Source organism: Sediminibacillus halophilus, from assembly GCF_900103695.1.
Lineage (GTDB): Bacteria > Bacillota > Bacilli > Bacillales > Amphibacillaceae > Sediminibacillus > Sediminibacillus halophilus.
Window position 1 is genome coordinate 56,665 of the sequence record NZ_FNHF01000001.1, and the last position, 20,792, is coordinate 77,456.

At 42.0% G+C, this 20,792-nt stretch carries 23 protein-coding genes; 17 read left to right on the forward strand and 6 right to left on the reverse strand.

The features are described from left to right. Positions 1-138: 138 nt before the first annotated feature. From BLR82_RS00290 to BLR82_RS20520, 15 genes are all read left to right on the forward strand, one after another. On the forward strand, positions 139-2,097 hold the full coding sequence (locus BLR82_RS00290; RefSeq protein WP_074597034.1) for an aconitate hydratase: 1,959 nt from the start codon (positions 139-141) through the stop codon (positions 2,095-2,097). A gap of 17 nt (positions 2,098-2,114) precedes the next feature. Next, positions 2,115-2,291 carry a hypothetical protein gene (locus BLR82_RS20905; protein ID WP_175486732.1) on the forward strand — a complete coding sequence of 59 codons (177 nt, stop codon included), beginning with the start codon at positions 2,115-2,117 and terminating at the stop codon, positions 2,289-2,291. Positions 2,292-2,944: 653 nt separating this feature from the next. Next, the gene (locus tag BLR82_RS00295; protein ID WP_074597035.1) at positions 2,945-3,124 is read left to right on the forward strand and encodes a hypothetical protein; all 180 of its coding nucleotides are present in this window, start codon (positions 2,945-2,947) and stop codon (positions 3,122-3,124) included. Between the two features lie 132 nt (positions 3,125-3,256). Next, on the forward strand, positions 3,257-4,228 hold the full coding sequence (locus tag BLR82_RS00300; RefSeq protein ID WP_074597036.1) for a glycerophosphodiester phosphodiesterase family protein: 972 nt from the start codon (positions 3,257-3,259) through the stop codon (positions 4,226-4,228). Between the two features lie 76 nt (positions 4,229-4,304). Continuing rightward, positions 4,305-4,769 carry a DinB family protein gene (locus BLR82_RS00305; protein ID WP_074597037.1) on the forward strand — a complete coding sequence of 155 codons (465 nt, stop codon included), beginning with the start codon at positions 4,305-4,307 and terminating at the stop codon, positions 4,767-4,769. Positions 4,770-4,790: 21 nt separating this feature from the next. Beyond that, positions 4,791-5,834: a serine hydrolase domain-containing protein gene (locus tag BLR82_RS00310; RefSeq protein WP_074597038.1), complete on the forward strand. Its 1,044-nt coding sequence runs from the start codon at positions 4,791-4,793 to the stop codon at positions 5,832-5,834. After that, entirely contained in the window at positions 5,831-6,646 is an 816-nt protein-coding gene (locus tag BLR82_RS00315) for a GNAT family N-acetyltransferase (RefSeq protein WP_074597039.1), read from the forward strand. The genes BLR82_RS00310 and BLR82_RS00315 overlap by 4 nt, the downstream gene beginning before the upstream one ends. 28 nt (positions 6,647-6,674) lie before the next feature. Beyond that, positions 6,675-7,184, forward strand: coding sequence for a GNAT family N-acetyltransferase (locus tag BLR82_RS00320; protein WP_083334661.1), 510 nt, complete (start codon positions 6,675-6,677; stop codon positions 7,182-7,184). A gap of 34 nt (positions 7,185-7,218) precedes the next feature. Continuing rightward, positions 7,219-8,682, forward strand: coding sequence for a carboxylesterase/lipase family protein (locus BLR82_RS00325; protein WP_074597040.1), 1,464 nt, complete (start codon positions 7,219-7,221; stop codon positions 8,680-8,682). A gap of 9 nt (positions 8,683-8,691) precedes the next feature. Further along, positions 8,692-9,480, forward strand: a complete 789-nt coding sequence (locus tag BLR82_RS00330; RefSeq protein WP_074597041.1) for a helix-turn-helix domain-containing protein — start codon at positions 8,692-8,694, stop codon at positions 9,478-9,480. Positions 9,481-9,531: 51 nt separating this feature from the next. After that, the gene (locus BLR82_RS00335) at positions 9,532-9,885 is read left to right on the forward strand and encodes a VOC family protein (RefSeq protein WP_074597042.1); all 354 of its coding nucleotides are present in this window, start codon (positions 9,532-9,534) and stop codon (positions 9,883-9,885) included. Further along, positions 9,882-10,343 (forward strand): SRPBCC family protein, encoded by a 462-nt coding sequence (locus tag BLR82_RS00340; RefSeq protein ID WP_074597043.1) that lies wholly within the window; start codon positions 9,882-9,884, stop codon positions 10,341-10,343. Before BLR82_RS00335 ends, BLR82_RS00340 begins: the two co-directional genes overlap by 4 nt. 13 nt (positions 10,344-10,356) lie before the next feature. Continuing rightward, positions 10,357-10,710 carry a VOC family protein gene (locus tag BLR82_RS00345; RefSeq protein ID WP_074597044.1) on the forward strand — a complete coding sequence of 118 codons (354 nt, stop codon included), beginning with the start codon at positions 10,357-10,359 and terminating at the stop codon, positions 10,708-10,710. A gap of 161 nt (positions 10,711-10,871) precedes the next feature. After that, entirely contained in the window at positions 10,872-11,843 is a 972-nt protein-coding gene (locus BLR82_RS00350) for a quinone oxidoreductase family protein (RefSeq protein WP_074597045.1), read from the forward strand. A 135-nt stretch (positions 11,844-11,978) separates the two neighbouring features. Further along, complete coding sequence (locus BLR82_RS20520) at positions 11,979-12,815, forward strand: helix-turn-helix transcriptional regulator (protein WP_175486733.1); 837 nt, start codon at positions 11,979-11,981, stop codon at positions 12,813-12,815. Here BLR82_RS20520 and BLR82_RS00360 read toward each other — a convergent pair. Further along, positions 12,753-13,991, reverse strand: coding sequence for an MFS transporter (locus BLR82_RS00360; RefSeq protein ID WP_074597046.1), 1,239 nt, complete (start codon positions 13,989-13,991; stop codon positions 12,753-12,755). The two genes, BLR82_RS20520 and BLR82_RS00360, sit on opposite strands and share 63 nt — an antisense overlap. 203 nt (positions 13,992-14,194) lie before the next feature. Next, positions 14,195-14,566, reverse strand: coding sequence for a carboxymuconolactone decarboxylase family protein (locus BLR82_RS00365; protein ID WP_245693614.1), 372 nt, complete (start codon positions 14,564-14,566; stop codon positions 14,195-14,197). Positions 14,567-14,849: 283 nt separating this feature from the next. Between BLR82_RS00365 and BLR82_RS00370 the strand changes: the two genes are divergently transcribed. Then, positions 14,850-15,206: a SpoIIAA family protein gene (locus BLR82_RS00370; RefSeq protein WP_074597047.1), complete on the forward strand. Its 357-nt coding sequence runs from the start codon at positions 14,850-14,852 to the stop codon at positions 15,204-15,206. Positions 15,207-15,262: 56 nt separating this feature from the next. Here the strand turns inward: BLR82_RS00370 and BLR82_RS00375 are convergent, their stop codons facing one another. The 3 genes from BLR82_RS00375 to BLR82_RS00385 form a co-directional block, all read right to left on the reverse strand. After that, positions 15,263-16,150, reverse strand: coding sequence for a glycine betaine ABC transporter substrate-binding protein (locus BLR82_RS00375; RefSeq protein WP_074597048.1), 888 nt, complete (start codon positions 16,148-16,150; stop codon positions 15,263-15,265). Between the two features lie 502 nt (positions 16,151-16,652). Next, positions 16,653-17,462: a membrane protein insertase YidC gene (gene yidC / locus BLR82_RS00380; RefSeq protein ID WP_074597049.1), complete on the reverse strand. Its 810-nt coding sequence runs from the start codon at positions 17,460-17,462 to the stop codon at positions 16,653-16,655. Beyond that, positions 17,408-17,785, reverse strand: coding sequence for a hypothetical protein (locus BLR82_RS00385; protein WP_074597050.1), 378 nt, complete (start codon positions 17,783-17,785; stop codon positions 17,408-17,410). Before BLR82_RS00385 ends, yidC begins: the two co-directional genes overlap by 55 nt. 341 nt (positions 17,786-18,126) lie before the next feature. Here BLR82_RS00385 and BLR82_RS00390 point away from each other — a divergent pair, with 341 nt between their 5' ends. Continuing rightward, the gene (locus BLR82_RS00390; RefSeq protein ID WP_074597051.1) at positions 18,127-19,395 is read left to right on the forward strand and encodes a DNA polymerase IV; all 1,269 of its coding nucleotides are present in this window, start codon (positions 18,127-18,129) and stop codon (positions 19,393-19,395) included. A 460-nt stretch (positions 19,396-19,855) separates the two neighbouring features. Here the strand turns inward: BLR82_RS00390 and rnz are convergent, their stop codons facing one another. Continuing rightward, a complete protein-coding gene (rnz, locus tag BLR82_RS00395) occupies positions 19,856-20,779 on the reverse strand; it encodes a ribonuclease Z (protein WP_074597052.1) in 924 nt (307 codons plus the stop codon). Between the last annotated feature and the right edge of the window lie 13 nt (positions 20,780-20,792).

A 20,792-nucleotide genomic window follows, 5' to 3' on the forward strand; every position in this document is an offset into this window, starting at 1 on the left:
GGAGGCTGTTTTCAGCTTTTTTTGTACAGAAAAATTTCTCAACAACAAAAAGATAATTCCCTTAATTGCCTCCTGAGAGCATAGTTTTTCGTATTAGAACCAAAATGATAATAGCAAGTATTTTGAGGAGGTTGATCTATGCCTTTAAATGTTACACAAAAATTGATTAAGGAACATTTGATGTCCGGAGAAATGATACCGGGAACCGAAATAGGTCTCCGTATTGATCAAACGTTAACACAGGATGCTACTGGCACTATGGTGATGCTTGAGCTGGAAGCTATGGGACTCGATTATGCAAAAACGGAAGCTTCCGCCCAATATGTCGATCATAATCTTATCCAAGTAGACAGTAAAAATCCTGATGATCATTTATTTTTGCAAAGTGCAACAAGACGTTTTGGTTTATATTACAGCCGTCCCGGTAATGGTGTCAGCCATCCGGTGCATATGCAGCGATTGGCAAAGCCGGGGAAGACACTACTTGGATCGGACAGCCATACTTGTGCAAATGGTTGTATGGGTATGCTCGCCATGGGGGCAGGTGGAATCGATGTAGCCATGGCTATTGCCGGTGAGCCGTTCTATGTGAAAATGCCGAAAGTATGGGGAGTGAAACTGACCGGTGAATTGCCGGAATGGGTTAGCGCCAAGGATGTTATTTTTGAATTGCTGAAGCGCCATGATGTGAAAGGGGGCGTAGGCAAAGTCATTGAATATTACGGACCAGGTTTAAAAAACTTGAGCGCTATGGATCGGCATGTAATTGCAAATATGGGAGCGGAATTGGGTGCCACGGGTACGGTCTTTCCATCTGACGAGGAAGTAAAGCGGTTTTTAAACGATCAGGATCGTGAAAAAGATTGGATGGAATTAAAGGCGGACCGTGATGCAACGTACGATTTGGAGGAGGAAATCAATCTTTCCGAATTAGAGCCGTTAATAGCCAAGCCATCCAGCCCCGGCAATGTAGTGCCCGTAAAGGAAATTGCCGGTGAACCAATTTATCAGTCGTATGTCGGTTCTTCTGCAAATCCAGGGTTTCGTGACTTTGCAATCGCCTCAGAAATCGTGAAAGGGAAACAAATTGCGGATGGAATCTCTTTTGATATCAACCCTACTTCGAGGCAGATGCTGACGGATTTAGTCAATGAAGGGCATGTTGCAAATCTACTGCAGGCTGGCGCACGGCTACACCAGGCAGGGTGTAACGGCTGTATCGGAATGGGTCAGGCTCCGGCAACTGGTAGAAACAGTCTTCGGACTACCCCCCGAAACTTTCCGGGACGATCTGGAACCAAAGAGGACAGTGTGTTTCTTTGCAGTCCGGAAACGGCTGCTGCATCAGCACTAACTGGGGTCATTACGGATCCGAGAACATTAAAAATGGATTACCCGAAAATCAAAAAGCCAAAAAAGCCGACCATTGACATGAATTTGTTGGATGCCCCACTTGATCCAGAGCAAGCAAGACAGGTAGAACTTTATAAGGGCCCGAATATTGCTTCCATCCCTGAGATGGATGAATTGCCGGATCAGCTTGAGCTTCCGGTTCTGTTGAAGATGGCCGACAATATTTCTACCGACGAAATTTTGGCAGGAGGAGCTCGTGTATTGCCTTTTCGCAGCAACCTGCCGGAAATAAGCAAATTCACCTTTGAGATTGTTGATGAATCCTATTACGAACGGAGCATGGCAATCAAGGGAAAGGGGGGGCATGCTGTAATCGGTGGTTTTAACTATGGGCAGGGTTCGAGCCGGGAGCATGCAGCACTAGCGCCTAGATTTCTCGGTTTGCGTGCAGCGTTAGTAAAAGATTTTGCAAGGATCCATTGGCAAAACCTGGTCAATTTCGGAATTTTACCTTTGACCTTTGTAAACGAAGAAGACTATGCCAAAATAAATCAAGGCGATGTGCTGCAACTTACTGATTTGCGAAACAAGATTCAACAAGGTAATGAGTTCAGCATCTCGATTAAAGGAAAAAATCAAACAATTGCTGTCCAACATGCATTGTCTGGCCGTCAGGTTGAAATGATGCTCAAAGGCGGACTGATCAACTGGGTAAGAGAGCGGCAGAACGCCGCCAAAACCTGATAAAAGGAGAGAATCATATGGTGAATAGAAAAAATGTATGTAAGGCATGTGAAGGAACAGGGATGCTCGCCGATGATGAAGAATGGCAGTATACTTGTACGGTGTGCGGAGGAGATGGGGCTTTTTTTCCTGGTGACCGAGCAGAGCCAGCTAGGCCGATAAATGTGGACGAAAACAATCGGCTTTTAGATTAGTTTCAGAAGCAGGTAATAAAAGTATATATTCAAGCCAAAATAGACGAGTTTGAATTTCTTGGAATTCAAATTCGTCTGGTTTTTCATTTTAAATTGATGAAGTAAATACTTCGGTTCGGTTAGGTGCTTCGAATATCGCGGGGACGATCCTTCTTATTCGGTAATCCAAAGAACATGTGAGGGAGTATCTGTCGTTGTATTTCCAACCACTCTATTAAAAAAGGTAATGCATTTGGCATATTATAGTAAAATGAGAACGGAGATTCCCGTTCTTTTTTTATTTTTTAAAGAAGAGATGGAACAAATTCAAAAGCGTTTCGTTTTATAGTGGAGGAGTGATAGATTTGACAGTCTTACCGAACAACTAGCCAACGTGGAGGATGGCTTTGTATCCCAGGTAACAGTAGGAATCAAAAAGGAAATGACACCAGAAAAACTTAGGCGGATTCTTTCCAAATATAATTGGAAATCAATCGAATGGCTGTTTATAGCGTGGAAATAATCAATTATGAAGTTACTCACTAAGCTGGCCAGTTTACCTTTAACTCTCCTTTGAATATAAGGCCTACACATGAATAGGATGAGGAGAACAAACTGAATTCCTGGCGATTCTCCTTGAGAGATAAACAGTCTATAACAGAAGCTGAAAAGCAATGGATTCAGGACTTGGAATGGCAGACAGCACACGGATGCTACTTTGGAGAGAAATCGATAAGAAGCGGCTAGAATATGTGATCGAATACGGGATTCTTGTAATTGGTGCAGTGGTGGCAGGGCAGATCCGGGAGATGGAGATACTGGAACAAGAGGGACAGCTTTATCAATTTCAATAAGGAGGCAATGAAGTAGGGAATTGGAACAATAGAAAAAGGGTCAATAGAGTTTTGCTGCTATTTAAGTGAGGGTCTCTATTTCTAGACCATGTTTTTTATAAAATGGTTAGCTATATCATTGGAGGACACAAAATGAACACCTATAAACTAGTAAAAATAATAGGAATGGTCCTTGTTTTGTTGGCGGTATTCATGTTTTTGAATAATAGTTCGTTTTTTACGAAAGCCCGAACAGGGCAGTCTTTTCTTCTCGCTCACCGTGGTGTGGCACAGACGTTCTCGATTGAAGATTTAACAGGTCAGACTTGTACGGCTGAGCAGATTTATCCACCAGAGCATGCTTTTCTTGAAAACACAATTCCTTCCATGAAAGCCGCGTTCGAGTATGGCGCGGATATGGTTGAATTCGATGTTCGTCCCACAAAGGATGAGCGATTTGCCGTTTTTCATGATTGGACGCTGGATTGCCGGACGAATGTGGATGGAGAGCCATCTGAATACACCATGGAAGAGTTGAAGAAAATCGATATTGGTTATGGCTATACTTCAGATAATGGGGAGAGCTATCCATTCCGGGGAAAAGGGATTGGTATGATGCCTTCAATGACAGAAGTTTTGACCACTTTTCCTGAACAGTTGTTTTTAATTCATATAAAAAGTGATGATCCTGCTGAAGGGGAACAAATGGCTGACCTTCTTAAAAGCATAGGCGACAACCAAAGAAAAAGGCTGACAGTCTATGGCGGTAATGCCCCAATAGCAAAACTAAAAGAATTACTACCAGACCAGCGGGTGATGTCTAAAGCGACATTAAAAAAATGTCTGATTCCTTATCTTTCCGTTGGCTGGACAGGCATGATTCCTGATTCCTGCAAACATACCCAACTGCATATCCCTGAAAAATATGCGAAATGGCTATGGGGTTGGCCGGATAAGTTTTTAAACAGGATGGACAGCGTCGGTACCAGAGTTATTGTCGTAGCAGGAAATGGCAAATGGTCAGAGGGCTTTGATTCTAAAGCAGACCTAAATAGATTGCCGGAAAATTATTCTGGAGGACTGTGGACGAATCGTATCGACAAAATAAGTGAACTAATGAAATAACGCGAAATCAAAAAGCAGGAAAACACGAATTTTAATGGAAATAATCTTATATCAGACATTAAAAAGGAGAGAAAAAATGAACCTGAAAAGACTGTTGTTGGACCAAGTTAATGCTTGCTATGGCAGAGATACATGGTTTGTTTCTATCAAAACGGCGTTAAACGGGATAAACGCTGAAGAGGCTTCCTGGAGAAACAAGGAAACAAACCATTCTATTTGGGAAATAGTAAACCACTTAATCTACTATAATGGGCTTTATTTGGATAAATTTAAGGGTGAATCTGTAGAAGAAACAGCTTATGACAATAAAGCGACTTTCACTGAAGGTCACAGGTCGGAATGGAATCAGACCCTTAAATTGTTAGACCAACTGATGGGAGAATGGATTGAAAATATCGAAGCTAGTCCGGAAACACATCTGGAAAAATGGGTTTCAGAAATCAACCATTTAGCATTGCATCACACATATCACGTCGGTCAGATAGTCTATATCCGCAAAGCCATGGGGAGATGGGAAGCTGCGAATGGCGTTCTCAGTTGAAGGGAAAGAAGGGGGATAACGATGAAGCAACAATTAACAAGCACACGTTTGGTAGAAGCAGTTGAAAAAGAGCAATTTTCTGGAACCATTATCGTTAATAAGGATGGACAAACCTTGTTCGAGCATGCAGGAGGTTATGCAGACAAGGCCAGTCAAAGACTTAACTTTCATGATACTAAATTTGGCATTGCTTCCGGGTGCAAATTGTTCACCGCCATCGCTGTCTGCCAGTTGGTCGAAAACGGAAGCCTGTCATTCCAAACTCGTCTCAGCGAGTGTTTGAAAATGGATTTTCCATTGTTTGACCAATCAATCACTATCCATCATTTGCTTACGCACAGTGCAGGGATTCCTGACTATTTTGACGAAGAAAAAATGGATGATTTCGAAGAACTGTGGAAACAAACACCAATGTATTTAATGAAGAACCCTGTTGACTTCCTGCCTTTGTTCCAGGAGAAATCGATGAAAGATAAGCCAGGTAATAGGTTTCATTATAACAATGCAGGTTACATACTGCTTGGGTTAATCATTGAACAGCAGACCGGCCTTTCTATTTCGGATTACGTGGAAAAGTATATTTTCCAACCGGCAAATATGTTGGACTCTGGTTACTTTTCACTGGACCAGCTGCCTGGCAATACAGCATTTGGATACATACATAACGACGACGGGACTTGGAGGACCAACATATATTCTATTCCAATAAAAGGGGGAGCGGACGGTGGTGCCTTCACCACAGCTCCGGATATGATGAAGCTTTGGGAAGCGCTCTTGAACCATCAACTGTTCAGCAAAGTTTTAACCGATCTATTGCTTACTCCGCATATCAAGGTAAAGGATGGGGTGGAGTATGGATACGGTGTCTGGATAAACCGGGAAGGAAAATATCCTTGGAAATACCAAGTTATGGGCTATGATCCGGGGGTAAGTTTTCATTCTGCTCATTATCCACAGTTGAATATAACGATGGCCATACCGTCCAATCAATCTTCAGGGCCATTCTCCATCATGAAATTAATTGAAGAAGACATATTTCGATCAGGCAAGAGCGAGGTCCGATGAAAATGGTGTCGACAAAAGAGCTGGCATACGATATTGAGCAATCAGAAATTTCGTGTTTACAATCCAGATTGTCAGCAATCAAAAAGATAGAGGGCAATCCAATGGGGATTGATTTGAAATGCTTTGGCCATGCAACTTGTTTTTCGGCAGCCGGCATTCCTGGTCCGTCTTTTAATACAGTGAAGGGGCTGGAGGATAGCGATGTTAAGCTACTTGACCAAATAATCGAATTTTATGAACAGCGGGGTATTCCCGCACGTTGGGAACTAACACCTGCACATGTGTCCCGGAAATTGCTGACTCCTTTAAGTGAAAAGGGATACTATCATTCGGATTTCCATACTTCCCTCTATGTGTCTGTTTCTTCGGTGGTAACGGATGAAAAGGAAGAGGGAGACGTGGTCGTACGTCGACTGAAAAGCGATGAATTTGATATCTTTGCCTCCATATATGCCGATTCGTTTGATATGCCAGAGGCTCTAAAACCTGCTATTAAAGCAAATAATCAAGTATTAGAGATAGATAGAAATTGGTTGTTCTATCTGGCAACTGTTGATGAGAAACCTGCCGGGATTGCTGTATTGTATATCGACGAAGCTGTCGCTGTTCTTGCTGCAGCAGCAACCCTCCCGGAATTCAGGCGAAAAGGAGTCCATAAAGCCTTGATAAATAAACGGGCCATTGCAGCAAGATCAAGAAACTGCCGGCTTCTTGCCGGACAAGCGGGTTTTGGAAGTGCCAGCATGCGCAATATGGAAAGGGCTGGAATGAAAATCGCATTTACGAAAGCTATTTGGAGCCGACGAAAATAGACGCTGTAGTAGCGGGGAGGATAAGGTTTTGATTGAATTTATCCGAAACACTCCAGATAGAATGGAGGTAGAAAAGAGAATAGTCAACTCTCAACAGGAATATAACTTGATTGCCAATGGTAAACGATATATAGATGATAAGGATATTTTCGATCAATATACAGAGGCACAAAAATTAAAAGTAAGCCGATATCTCGTCAGGTATGAAAAGAGGTATGTCGGTATTCTGGATTTTGGAATGACGAGTCCACGCCAACAAAAACCGTGGATCAGTTTGTTCCTAATTGCTAAGGATTTTCAAAGGACAGGAATTGCTAGAAAAACGTACCAAGCTTTTGAAGAAATGCTGAGAGAAAAGCAAACTGACTGTATTCAAATTGCCGTCCATGCAGAAAATAAACGGGCATTGCGATTTTGGAATAGGGTAGGTTTTACTCTCTTTCAGGAAAGGATATATAAAGGAAAGAGGATGTACAGCATGGAAAAACAACTCAAGGACCCTATTAGCGGAAATAACGATAATCAGATTAATCTTTGATCGTATATACAACTTAGAGATGGAGGAATACAAGATGGATAAAATTCTGGCAGAGACAAAACAGGGACAACTAAAAGGAAAAGTCGAAGGGGAAAGCATAAGTTGGAAGGGGATTCCTTATGCGAAGGCACCAGTTGGAAAATTGCGTTTCGAACCGCCACAGCAACCGGAAAATTGGCAAGGTGTCCGTGAAGCTTTTGATTTTGGGCCGGTCTGCCCTCAACCTCCAGAAGATGCAGCAATGCAAGGGATCAATCCGGAGGATATGTCTGAGGATTGCCTCTATCTAAATGTGTGGACGCCAAACACATCGAAGAAGGATTTACCAGTAATGGTTTGGATTCATGGCGGAGCTTTTACTTCCGGAGCAGGAAGCTGTTACTTGTACAATGGAGCACGGCTTGCGATACAAGGAGAGGTCGTGGTTGTTACGTTGAACTACCGTCTTGGTGCCTTAGGGTTTCTGCATCTTGCCGGATTAGACGATCATTTTACAGCTAATCTCGGGTTGCTTGACCAAATTGCTGCCTTGCGTTGGGTGAAAAACAATATCGCCGCTTTTGGGGGAGATCCCCAGCAGGTAACTATTTTTGGAGAGTCTGCCGGTTCGATGAGCATTGCTTCACTCTTTGCGATGCCGCAAGCGAAGGGACTATTTAACAAAGCCATTATGGAAAGCGGAGCATCCCAGGTTGTTCCTACTGGTCAAGCTGTGCATATTGCGAAAGACTTTATCAGTATGCTGGATATTGAACCGGATCATTTGTCAGCTATAAAAGATGAATCGCTGGATTCTCTTATGAAAGCAAGTGAAAAAGTATATCAGGAAAATGGAGGAGATGAGTCGGTTCTTCTCTTTCAACCCGCAATTGATGACAATACGCTCCCGCAGTACCCTACCGATGCGGTTGCTGCTGGTTCGGCAGCAGATATACCATTGATGATTGGAACCAACCATGATGAAGGAGTATTTTTTGTCAGGCCGGATGCCGAAGAGATGCCTGAAGGGAAAATGGACGAAATCGTCAAGCGTATGGCAGGCAGAGAAAATGCCGATCAAATAAGAGAATACTATCCGCCTAGTGCTGAGGGACAGGCTCGATTGATTACCGATTTTGTTTTTTGGAAACCGGCTTTGGAATTTGCTGAAGCACAAACCAATTATGCACCTGTTTGGATGTACCGATTCGACTGGCATGTCCCGGGCCATCCTTATGCGGGTAAAGCTGTTCATGCTTTAGAAATTCCGTTTGTCTTTCAAAACCTCGATTACTTTCGGAAGTTAGAGGTAGAGGTGGGAATGTCATTGGAAAAATTGTCGACACGAATGCAAAATGCATGGGTTTCTTTTGCCAGGACTGGGGAGCCCGGATCGGATTGGCCTGCGTATGATCTGGAAGTAAGGAAAACGAAGATTTTCAACGAATCAGATCGGATTATTGCCGATCCCCATAAAGAAAAACGAAGAATGATTCAGGATATCGAATCCAGAAAGTGAGAAGAGGCAATGGACGATAAGGAACAAACCGTTGTTCAGTCAATTGAATATATGAAACAACATTTGCAGGAAGAGCTTACCTCTGAGCAGATAGCAGCAAATGCCGGGTACAGTGTTTATCATTTTACAAGAACATTTAAAGAAGTGACGGGTGTTTCTCCACGTCAATATCTGTCTGCAATCCGAATCCAGAAAGGCAAACAACAATTGATAGATTCCTCCAATTATTCGGTGTTACGAACAGTTTTGCAGGTGGGATTTAAGAGTATCGGTACATTCAGCAGTCGCTTTAAACATAATGTCGGATTGTCTCCCAAACAATTTTCATCAGAAACGAAACGGCTTGCCGTTTTTATGGAGTCCCAAACCGAATACAGCTTGATTGACCGCCTTCTTCCTACGAAACCAACTGTGTCGTGCCATGTGAAGGTTCCGTTCTCTTTTAACGGTATCATTTTTGTCGGGTTATTCCGCCGGCAAATTCCAGACGAGGCACCGGTTACGGGCACGGCGATAACCCGTAGTACCCCCTTTTGCACTTTTACCGGACTTGGTCCAGGCACCTACTATTTAATGGCTGCCGCACTTCCTTGGAGCGTAAATATAAAAGATTATTTTGTACCAGATAATTGTTTGCGTTCCAAATATGAGCAGCCATTAGTGATAACAGAGGATTCAGAATTGGAAGTATCCCTAACATTGCGTAACCCACAGCCTTACGACCCGCCGATATTAATTAATTTGCCATTGCTCCTTTTCCAAAAATTGAATAAGACAGCAAACGGGAAGAAAATATGAGCAGTCTGTTCCTGTATCATTTACGTCAAATGGACAGGAGGAGATGTAAAGTTGAACAAAGTCTGTGTGATAACGATTAAAGTGAAGGAAATGGAAGAGGCTATAGCCTTTTATTCGGGCAAATTGAATTTTGTCGTATCAGAACATTATAGTGAAACCGTTGTCAGTCTAAAACAGGAACCAATAGCCATTGTATTGGAAACAAGTCAAAGTGGAGAGGTGCCGCCGGATAATAGCATTGTATTAGGCTTAGAGTCAGTGGATTTGGATAAGGATATCAAAATCTTGAAAGAAAAGGGAGTGAAGTTAGTATCAGATGAACCGAAACCATGCCCACCGGGACGGTTTATTGAAATCGAAGATCCGTCGGGAAAAAAACTGGAAGTTTTGGAGTTTTGGCAATGAAAACAGGCACACCACCTATTATCAAACACCGGACCTACATAAAAAAACAAGTTTCTGTAGTGTACAAAGCATTGACGACAGAGGAAGGCTGGAATGCCTGGTTCACGGATGGAACCACATTGGTACTCTCAGAGGATGGCAAAGGGACTTTACGATGGTGTTGGGAAAATTTTGGGGAAGAGAGACAGTGGATAGAAGAATATTGCCAAATTACAGCCATGGATACCGATAAGTTATTTGTGTTTTCGTGGAAACCTGGTGAGTCAGAAACAGTGGTCAGATTTCTATTGAAGGCCTATGAAGCAGGCACCATTGTAGAATTAGAAGAAAAAGGGTATTCCCTTTCCAACCTTGATATACAGACCAGCTTATTTTGTGCTTCAGGCTGGGGAGAGGCTATGACACTTCTTAAAATATACCTGGAAACAGGTTTGGTCATCAAAAATGACCTACTATAAGGAGGGGAATAACATGATCGAGACCGTTACTTTTCAAGTACGAGTTAAAGATTTCCAAGAGGGCAGGAAGTGGTATGCTGCTTTTTTGCAAAAGCAGCCGGATTTTGAACCTCATCACGGGTTTGCCGAATGGGAATTGCTTCCTGGCTGCTGGCTGCAAGTAGCAGAAGGAGAGCCTGCAGTCGGCAATGGTCCTTTACGTATCCAGACAGCATCCATCGAGCAAGAAAGGAACAGACTGCTGGAAAGGCTGCAAGTAAATAGATTTTCAATCCACTCCAGGGAAGAAGTTCCGGTAAATTGGGCATCTTTCATGGATCCTTGGGGCAATCGTCTTGGTTTGTTCGAGGAAATCCTCCATTCTTAGTAAGCAGGTCATCGTGTTAGCCTGATCCTCGTCAACAAGCCTGCTGCTATTCCGTTAATCGATAAGAGAAGATCCTTAATCTAGTTATGGACCATTGCAGGAATAAAGAAGGCGGAACAAGAAATTACAGGTTGAGAGGATAGAATTTTGGAGGGGATTAGATGAGAGGGATCGTAGTCAATAAATTTGGTGGACCTGAAGTACTAGAGCATGTTGAAATGGAGATACCAAAAATAAAGGAAAACGAAGTGCTTATCGAGGTGGTTCATACTAGTGTGAATTATGCTGATATTAAAAACCGATCGGGGAGGAAATGGAAGGGTTCTATGCCATTTGTACCAGGGCTGGATGCTGCAGGAAAAGTAGTGAAGGTCGGAGGCAGGGTAGAACAGTTCAAACCGGGAGACAGGGTCATCTGTTTTCCTCGTCTTGGTTCTTATGCAGAATATGCAGTAGCGAACGAAAAGCTGACCTTCCCTATTCCAGAACAATTAGACTTTACGAGTGCTGCTGCTTGCCCTACTGTCGGATTTCTAGGTTATCATTTATTGAAATGGATTGCCCGGATAAATGAAGGGGAAACGGTGCTCATTCATGCGGCAGCCGGTGGTGTAGGGAGTACGGCCGTACAACTGGCGAAAATCATGGGAGCTGGTACTGTTATTGGGACAGTTAGCAGGGAGGAAAAACAACAGGTAGTCAAAGACGCAGGAGCTGACCATGTGATTGGATACGAGCATTTTGCTGACAGAGTAAAGGAGATTACGGAGGGGAAAGGTGTTGATATCGTTCTAGATTCTGTTTCCGGACGTATTTTCGAAGAAAGTCTCGACTGTTTATCCCACTTTGGAAGGCTAGTCCACTTTGGAAACTCAAGTGGAAGCACTGGTATTGTCGAAGCAAAACAGCTGCATGCAAGCTGTCGTTCTGTTCTCGGGTTCAGTTTAGGTACGACCAGGAAAGAACGACCTGAAATCCTGCAAGAAACAGCTGCAGGTGTTTTACATTACTTGACAACCGGACAGCTTAATATAAAGGTTGGTAAGAAGCTGCCATTGAGAAATGCCAGCGAAGCACATCAGCTATTGGAATCCAGGAAAAGTGTAGGAAAGATTATTTTGGAAATTAACTAAGTAAGAATAACCTCGTCTTTTTTTGGTGCTATCATCTAGGGCATTGCTGCATTCTCGGCCTTTTATGCAAAGCAATAACCTCTTAAAAACCCCTTCTTTCAGCGAAATGATATAATGACAGTTAGAAGGGTTAAAGTGGATCATATAGAGAGGTTGTCGGCTATGATTTACCAAGACGAAAACGGACTGCTCCTACTGCGTTCTGATAAGTTAGGAGAACGTGATTGGCGCAGCGATCATACATATAAATTAATATTTGGCTCAAAAGGTGGAGGGACATATCAAACTCGTCAACAGGACTTAACGATTGGGCAACAGCAATTTGTCATTTTCAATCCCTTGCAGGAACATAGACAACTCCATATGTGGGGGGAAAAATTTCTAATCGAATTGGAGCAGAAGTTGTTAAAAGAGGCAGCCAGTGAGCTGAGTGTTAGTAGTGGGGAATTGGAATTCGCTGCAGTGTCTTATTATCATCCACAAATAGATCGCTGGGCTTGTTTTGTTCGTGAATTTATCGGATGGAATAGCGAAAAACCAGATGAAGTCAATCAACTCTTGGTGGAAAATAGTTTTACCCAGCTTGCTATTCTGATGGTCCAGTATGGATTGGGAAAACACCAGGAGACAATGCCTGAAGTGGTACAAGATGAAGTACTAAAGCTAGTGACCGATGCTATCAAACAAAGCTACGAACAAGATTGGACATTGAGGGGAATGGCAGAGATAGCCCGGTTGAACAAATACCAGTTTGCTCATCTGTTTAAAGAGCGGACAGGTATATCCCCGTACTCCTGGTTACAGTTATACCGGCTGATACGAAGTCAGCCGGATTTGATTCATACCGATAAAACTGTCTTGCAAATTGCCATGACCCATGGCTTTAAAAACGTATCAGCATATATCCGATTATTTAAAAAAGTCTATGGGACGGCTCCGTCTGAGTCCCGAACAACCAACCGTTTTTATTAGTAAAAAAGTAAGGCTGGTAAGCAAGATGGCAACTCCGCATCCAGTCATTAAAAATCTGATGGGAATATAGGCAGAGAGTATTCCAAATAACGCAAGAGAAATCGTATTAGCTAAGTAAAGAAGAACTGCATTGAAGCTGAATGCCCTGCCTAATTTTTCTTCCGGAACGAGCGACTGTAATAAATATACACGGGCCAGACCGGCTATGGGCAGCCCGATCCCCACAATAGCACAGCCAATGTAAAAATGCTCGACGTCGAACAAAATCCCGTAATAGGTGATGCCGCTTCCCCAAATAGCTGATCCAGTTAAATAAGTCTTCAAGGTCATTTTTTTGATGAAATAAGGAAGGATTAAGTTCGTGATAATCACTACACCGCCAAACATCCCTTGCAGGATACTATAAATGGATTGCTCGTTTGACGTCAGCTCAGCAAGTCCCAACAGCAACCCAATTTCCCAAACCCATGTATTGAAAAAAACAGTCAAAAAAGTAAAAAAGAACACTTGGCGTATTATTACATGTTGTTTTGCCCAAACAAAAAAAGCAAGAATGGTTGAAAAAAGTTGCTGAACTGACTTATTGCTATCCTTTTTTGTTTCTTTAACATACACGCGAATGAGGCATAGGATGCCAATCAAATAGGTAACGGCATCGATGGTAAAAAAGTGAATCACTCCGAAGGTTTGAATCAAAAAGACGGTGATCAGCGGGCTCAGGACAGTTATACCCCTTGTTATGCTGTCTTGTAAGCTGTTTGCTGCCGTAAGTTCATCTTTATTTGTGATTAACGGAAGAATTGCCCGGTGTGCAGGATTGAAAAAGCAGCCAACTGTTTGTATCAAAAAGCTGACAATTAACAAATATGGGTATGTAAGGCTACCGATTGTATCTAACAAAACAATCGATAGAATAAGAGGAAAGCGGATTAAATCCAAACTAATCAATAACCTTTTGCGAGGAAGCCAGTCAGCAATCACACCACCGACTAATCCAAAAAAGAGATAGGGCATTGTTTCTGCAATGGCCATGCCGGTAGTATGGATACCGGAACCGGTCAAATCGTGAGCTAGAAACAGAAAGGCAAGGCCTGAAAGAATATCGCCGAGCCTGGAAATTCCTCCTCCTATTAAGTAATAACAGAAATTCCTATTTTGCTTTAGCAATGTGTACATGAAATCACCTCCATACCATCGTACACGGAACGATGGTATGGAGGCTTATCAAAAGTTGCTTAAAATTGTACCAACTTTTTTGGGTTGAAAAGAGACGATTTGTGAGTTTTTATTAGAATCATGCCTGATGAAAAACCAAGCAAAGATTGCATGAATAAATGCTTAGCCATGTTGCCTGGTTTTGCAGTATCCAGAATAATGTATCAATGTTTTACATCATGGTAGTGATCGAATGTTTCCATTGCCAGCGTGACACCTTGCGAAAAGGCTGCACCACCACCTAGAGCGGCACTTACAGCAATCGTTTCCATTACTTCGTTTTCTTCGGCTCCGTGTTCTACAGCACCCTTGGTATGGTACATGATACAATATTCATCCTGGGCATAAATACTGATGCCAAGTGCGATCAATTGTTTTTGTTTGCCGTCTATTGCGCCGTCCTGAAAACAGGCTTCTGTAAAGTCGAAATAACTTTTTGTCATTTCCGGCAAGCCTTTTTCCAATCGGTTGCTTCCTTCTTTATAATCCAGAATCGCCTGGTCAAAGAAACTTCTGTCTTCTTCATGCATATCCATCATTCCCACTCCAATTCCGCGAAATTCAATTACACTCATAGCGTGAGATTACCGGATAATTATCATACGTGGTATAAATTGGGAGGGCTGATTAACATCAGTAGTTTAAGGATACTTCCATCTTATCGCCTGTATTCATTCATACAAGGTTTGAAATCGTCTTACTCGATACGCTTGAAGAAGAAACAAGCGTAATAATCTTGTAATGCTGCTGATCCATCGTTTGAGAAGTCCTATAATTCGGGTAAAACATAAGAAAAGCATGACAGAAAGGTGTGTTTCCATGTTATCCTTCCTGCCTAGCCAGGATGAAAAAACTATCGCAGTGCAATTTAAAGGTGAGGCCACAAAAGAGGATGCAGAACGTTTGGAACAACATGTAAAAGAACACTTTCCAGAAGGAAATTCTTTTAACGTGCTGGCCATCATACATGATATTAAAGGATCTTCCTTGAAGGGCATGGTGGAAGGCATAAAGTTTGATGCAAAGCATTGGGAACAATTCAGCAAATTGGCAGCAGTGACAGACAAAGATTCAGTAGATTCTCTCACAAAAATTGCGAAGTATTTGCCAGGTATTACGGTGAAGCGTTTTGATAAGGAAGAACTTGCGGAAGCCTGGGATTGGCTGCAGGAATAGGGGACATAGATCAAGAAGCCGCGGTATGCTATAAAGTACCGCGGCTTCTTGCATAGCTATTTCGTCCATTCTGAAATCAGATCCTGGTGTTCATCTATCCAGGCTTGCGCCCCTTCTTCTTCCGATTCCGCCTCATTTATGGTTGCCATTAGGCTTCCTAGTTGCTCGTCATCAAGCTTGAAGTTATCAAACCACTTAACAACCTCTGGTTGGTCTTCTTCGAGTCCTTTTCTGGCCGCATAAGAAATGTTTTCTGAATCACCATAAACATTTTTTGGATCCTCTAGTATTTTTAAATCCATTTCGGCAAAAGACCAATGTGGTTTCCATAAGGTAACAACGATCGGTTCTTCCTTTTCAATGTTGTTTTGCAATTCAGTTAACATTGTTGGTTCAGAAGAACTTGCAAGCTCAAAATCCAAATCATACGCATTAATTACTTCCTCGGTTAACGACATGATACTTGCACCTGCATCAATACCAACTATTTGGGAATCTAATTCCTCCTTATGGTCATTCAAGTCTTCTATACTATTGATATTTTTCATATAGGAAGGTACAACGAGCGCCAAGTCAGTACCTTCATACCAATTTTCCCGCCAATCGATTTCATCCTTGTATTTATCATAGTAGGCTTTATCAGTATTCGGCAGCCAAATTTCCATTCCGATGTCTAAATCCCCGGCAGAAAGGGCTTCATAGAGAAAAGCTTTTTCAACAGAAGTCAATTCAACATTGTATCCTTTGTCTTCCAGAATGATTTTCCACATGTTTGACACTGCCACGTTCTCGGCCCAGTTATTCATTCCAATAGAAATGGTGCCCTTGTCCCCTTGTGATTCATCACTTGCTTGTTGATCTGTATTTTCGTCCGATTCTTCTCCGCCGCATGCTGTTAGCAATAACAACAATCCTAGTAATAAAATAGCAAGCAGTTTTTTCATTTACTCATCATCCTCCTTTGTTGAATCTTATTCTTCTATTCGATAAGTTAAGTTTTTAGTTATCTGTAGTGTGGGCATTTAAAGGGAAATCATCCATTAGAGGCTGATTTTTCCGTTAAATGCTAAATCCTTAAGAAGGTTCAAAAAGCAGAAGGAAAGGGAGCGGAAAGTGGTGTGACAAATTATTCGGGCTCGGGGATTGGTTCTTTGTTTCCAAACAACTGTTAAAAGACAGAATAACATAACACGATTCCTGCAGGAGAAAAGCTTTGGAACTAAATGGCGGATCAACGAGATGGGGAAAAGTTGAAATAGACACAAAGAATATTATAACAATTCAAGAAATAAATGCAACTGAATGAAAAAAATGGGAAGGAAGATAGGGGGGACGGGAAATTGAAAAAGGCTGTCATCACGGTTTCCAGTTTGACTTGTACCTCTACACTATGGCTTTTTAAAGGAAAAGCACTTCCCGGCTAAACCAGAAAGTGCTTTACAATACCTATTTCACTGTTTGTTCTGAGGCCACTACTTGTTGGGATTGTTTTGGCTGGTATAGCCGTTTGGCCAATAGTGTCTGGAATATCAAAAACAACCCGCCTACGGTCCAATACAAAGGCAATGCTGCCGGCGCAGAAAAGGATACAAACCCAATCATTACTGGTGACAATAATCCCATGATAGCCATTTGTTTCCGTTGCTGTGGATCCATTCCGATTTGCGTCACTTTGAATTGAGCAAAGTAGATCGCTGCGGCAATAAATGGCATGACCATGTCAGTATGCCCTAAGTTAAACCACAGAAAAGTATGAGAAGCTATTTCAGGTGTTGTTCTGATGGCATAGTAAAAGCCAATCAAAATCGGAAATTGGATTATCATCGGTAAACATCCTACAGCACCGAGAGGGTTCATTCCGTGTTTTTGATATAATTGCATCATTTCCTGTTGCTGCTTTGTCTTGGATTCCTTGTCGGTCTTGTTGTTGTACTTTTCTTTTATTTCGTCAAGTGCCGGTTTCATCACGGCCATTTTTTCCCGCATTTGATAACTGCCCTTTTGCTGTTTCAGCATCAACGGCATCAATGCTAATCGTATCAGCAAGGTAACGACAACTATCGATGCTCCATAGTTATCGTTTAGTAGCGATGCTACACTTTTAATCAAAAACGAAAAACTGTCGACAAAGTAATGATGGAACCAGCCAGATGAACTGCCACCCGAAGCACCTTGGCATCCAGTTAGTAACAGCATAAGGGTTATAAAGATAAATCCGCTCTTTTTAAAGGTTGTGAATACAGAATGTTTCTCCATTGTTGTCCTCCTCGTAGGGTATATTTCTGGTTGGTCAACGAGAAGGAATGATTATCTGTATCATCTTCAGGGCCGTCTTTTCGTTTTATTTTTCTTGCTATCCAGGTAATCAGTTCCCCTGTCTCGGTTAATCTTCTTTCAACCGGGAGCAGTCGAAACTGAATTGCGTGGTAATCTCTGGTGACCATTTCACTGGTTTTGGACAAGGAGGGAAAGGTCATCACCGAAAACCCAAACGCACAGTAAATAGCCAGGATCATACTAACATAAAAATAAAATGGAGACGCCTCGCTCAGCAGTTCATTCAATAATTCGATCAACATTTGTATTCACCTCCTTCTTTCTATGCAAACTACTTCTATTAAACTCCTCTGAGAGCCATTTGTCAAAGAACAATTCATGACAAAACAGAGTTGGAAAAAAGAACCTCTTATACTATTTGTTTTGTCTGCCATTCTCCGAGCCGATTCAAATGGTATGGTTGCAAAAAATTAATCGAATAACTTCATGCCTATAGTCGTCTATGAATAATATAACGAACGACACTACAAGAAAGTTTCAATCAATTACTACTATTTCGCAGATTGGTTTAAGAAGGCTTCAACAGGCAAAATGTGCTATACTACTAGTAGTAGAACAACCGTTCTGTTGGAAGGTGGAAGTTATGTCGAAGTGGTACCCCAAAAAAGGACGTGTTATCTTTCACGTTGATATGAACAGTTTTTATGCGTCCGTTGAAATGGCATATAATCCAGAATTAAAAGGAAAAGCAATAGCTATAGCCGGTAATCCGGAAGAACGGAAAGGGATCATTGTGACCAGCAGTTACGAAGCAAGAAAAAAAGGCGTAAAAACAACAATGCCCTTATGGGAAGCGAAAAAGCTATGTCCGGAACTGTTGGTGATGCGGCCGAATTTTGACCGGTATCGTACGGCTTCAAGGGAGATGTTTAACATATTAGCGGATGTTACTTCCTTTGTTCAGCCAGTGTCGATAGATGAGGGTTATATGGATATTACCGATTGCCAGCAGCTGGGTTCCCCTCTGGAAATTGCCGAAGCTATTCAAAATCGAATAGCGAGTGAATTGGATTTGCCCTGCAGTATCGGAATAGCCCCAAATAAATTCCTCGCTAAAATGGCTTCAGATATGAAAAAACCAATGGGAATCACGGTTTTGCGAAAACGGGATTTGGCTACGAAGTTATGGCCGCTGGCTATAGAAGAAATGTATGGCATTGGAAGCAAGACAGCCGAAAAACTTTATAAATTGAATATTTTTACCATAAAAGATTTGGTCGATGCGGATACCTTTCAGCTTAAGCGGATTTTGGGTATAAATGGCGAACGGTTGCAAAATCGTGCTAAAGGGATGGATACGAGTCCAGTAGATCCAGATGCAGTTCATGAGTTCAAAAGTATTGGAAGCTCAGAGACATTGCCGCAGGATACAATCGATTTTATCGAGATTAGGCAGTTGTTCACCCGTCTGGCAAGAAATGTTGTCAGAAGGATGCAAAGAAAGCAGGCTGTAGGCCGTGGGATCCAAATTATGGTGAAGTACCATGATTATAAAACCATTACCAGAAGTCGTAAATTGCCCGATTATACAGATAACGATGGGGAGATTTTAGCAGTTAGTATGGATTTATTTGAAAAGCATTGGAATGAGGAGCCTGTAAGATTGTTGGGAATCACTGTCCAGGATGTGGCGGAGAAAAAGGAAGTCGCACAGCAGCTTGATTTATTTACTTACGAAAAAGAAGCAAGTAAAGAAAAGCTTTACAAGACAATTGACGAGTTAACAGAAAAATATGGAGAAAACCCGTTTAAAAAATTAGGTGGTAAAGGGCTGGATGTTGAACCGCGTACTAGTTTTCAAAAAGATTTTTTAAACGATTATCAACGAATAGACAGAAAAAATAAAAGTTAGGGAAAGAGTGCCGAAGGTAGTAACATCGGTATAAAGAGCTTGAAGAGATACTTGTAGAAAAACCGCCGGTCTCTCTACAAGTTATCCTTTCAATATATTCGTTAATTAGCTTGATTGATACTCTTCAATATGTCTGGGTTTTTCAGGATTTCTTGAAAACACTCCTGGCATGTAGTACTGTATGACTGTTTTTCTTTCGCAGTGTTTAGATGGATATGATCTTTGAAGTGTTGACACATTTATCTTCTTCCTCTCTCAATAGATGTTAATCTTTTTTGATCAAATCGTTATTTCACTCCTTTATATACCCAAATGCATGGAGGCAAAACACTTGTTATCCTTATGAAAAATGGTCGGATTGAATGAAGAAAGAGAGGATATGAGGGAATAAACTACAGTAATGATAGAAATAAGCACGTAAGGGCGCGCGCTTTATTATCCACGATCCCTAACGTGCTTTTTATTTTTGCGGTATTTCTTCTTGATGAAAATCCTGTGCAAGGGCAGTGTTGGGAAATATCTCTTGCGCTTCGGCCAGCAGCTGTTCTTGTATTTCTCCTTGATAACGAGAAGAAATGTGGGTGAGGACGAGCTTGTTAACTGCAGCAGCTTTCGCAATCCGGGCAGCCTGCCTGCTTGTTGAATGAAAATAATCAAACGCCAACGCTTCATCCTCGGCTTTAAAAGTTGCCTCATGGATTAATAAGTCAGATCCTTGTGCGAAATCCTTTAAATCGGGAAGGTATCTCGTATCGCCGAGTATGGTAATCACCCGGCCAGGTTTATCTGGGCCGGTATAATCGCTTCGTGAAATTGTTCTGCCATCAGCTAAAGTAACTTGTTCTTTTTCCTTGATTTGTTGATAGATAGGACCCGGCAAGATACCTGCTGCTTTGAGTTTTTCCGGTTGGAGTTCTCCCGGACGGGCTTTTTCTGTTATACGGTAGCCAAAACTCTTGATGCCGTGGGACAATTTTTTTGCCGTGACTTCAAACAGTTCATTTTCGAATAGTAGTCCTTCACTGACTTCTTCTACGAATAACGGATACGTAAGAGTAGTTCCACTCACCTGTAAACTGGTCTCGATAAATTCTTTTAGTCCTTTAGGGCCGAAAATAGTCACAGGAGTCTCCCCGCTTTGAAAGGACCTGCTGCTTAGCATACCAGGCAATCCATAGATGTGATCTCCATGTAAGTGGGTGATAAAGATTTTATCTATTTTTCTAGGTTTGATTGTGGTGTGAAGAATTTGATGCTGTGTTGCCTCCCCGCAATCAAAAAGCCAGATACTTTGGATTTCCTGCAGCATGCGCAGAGCAATGGAAGATACGTTTCTTTCCTTTGAAGGCAGGCCAGCTCCTGTTCCTAAAAATACTACATCCATGTTTTCCCTCCCA

Bases quoted from the DNA above. Each gene is read 5' to 3' on its own strand.
- BLR82_RS20905 (WP_175486732.1), top strand. From the start codon at position 2,115: ATGGTGAATAGAAAAAATGTATGTAAGGCATGTGAAGGAACAGGGATG.
- BLR82_RS00310 (WP_074597038.1), top strand. From the start codon at position 4,791: ATGAAGCAACAATTAACAAGCACACGTTTGGTAGAAGCAGTTGAAAAA.
- BLR82_RS00300 (WP_074597036.1), top strand. From the start codon at position 3,257: ATGAACACCTATAAACTAGTAAAAATAATAGGAATGGTCCTTGTTTTG.
- BLR82_RS00295 (WP_074597035.1), top strand. From the start codon at position 2,945: ATGGATTCAGGACTTGGAATGGCAGACAGCACACGGATGCTACTTTGG.
- BLR82_RS00385 (WP_074597050.1), bottom strand. From the start codon at position 17,785: ATGTTGATCGAATTATTGAATGAACTGCTGAGCGAGGCGTCTCCATTT.
- BLR82_RS00290 (WP_074597034.1), top strand. From the start codon at position 139: ATGCCTTTAAATGTTACACAAAAATTGATTAAGGAACATTTGATGTCC.
- BLR82_RS00370 (WP_074597047.1), top strand. From the start codon at position 14,850: ATGTTATCCTTCCTGCCTAGCCAGGATGAAAAAACTATCGCAGTGCAA.
- BLR82_RS00345 (WP_074597044.1), top strand. From the start codon at position 10,357: ATGATCGAGACCGTTACTTTTCAAGTACGAGTTAAAGATTTCCAAGAG.
- BLR82_RS00305 (WP_074597037.1), top strand. From the start codon at position 4,305: ATGAACCTGAAAAGACTGTTGTTGGACCAAGTTAATGCTTGCTATGGC.
- BLR82_RS00330 (WP_074597041.1), top strand. From the start codon at position 8,692: ATGGACGATAAGGAACAAACCGTTGTTCAGTCAATTGAATATATGAAA.
- BLR82_RS00340 (WP_074597043.1), top strand. From the start codon at position 9,882: ATGAAAACAGGCACACCACCTATTATCAAACACCGGACCTACATAAAA.
- BLR82_RS00315 (WP_074597039.1), top strand. From the start codon at position 5,831: ATGAAAATGGTGTCGACAAAAGAGCTGGCATACGATATTGAGCAATCA.
- BLR82_RS00365 (WP_245693614.1), bottom strand. From the start codon at position 14,566: ATGGATATGCATGAAGAAGACAGAAGTTTCTTTGACCAGGCGATTCTG.
- yidC (WP_074597049.1), bottom strand. From the start codon at position 17,462: ATGGAGAAACATTCTGTATTCACAACCTTTAAAAAGAGCGGATTTATC.
- BLR82_RS00325 (WP_074597040.1), top strand. From the start codon at position 7,219: ATGGATAAAATTCTGGCAGAGACAAAACAGGGACAACTAAAAGGAAAA.
- BLR82_RS00375 (WP_074597048.1), bottom strand. From the start codon at position 16,150: ATGAAAAAACTGCTTGCTATTTTATTACTAGGATTGTTGTTATTGCTA.
- rnz (WP_074597052.1), bottom strand. From the start codon at position 20,779: ATGGATGTAGTATTTTTAGGAACAGGAGCTGGCCTGCCTTCAAAGGAA.
- BLR82_RS00390 (WP_074597051.1), top strand. From the start codon at position 18,127: ATGTCGAAGTGGTACCCCAAAAAAGGACGTGTTATCTTTCACGTTGAT.
- BLR82_RS00360 (WP_074597046.1), bottom strand. From the start codon at position 13,991: ATGTACACATTGCTAAAGCAAAATAGGAATTTCTGTTATTACTTAATA.
- BLR82_RS00350 (WP_074597045.1), top strand. From the start codon at position 10,872: ATGAGAGGGATCGTAGTCAATAAATTTGGTGGACCTGAAGTACTAGAG.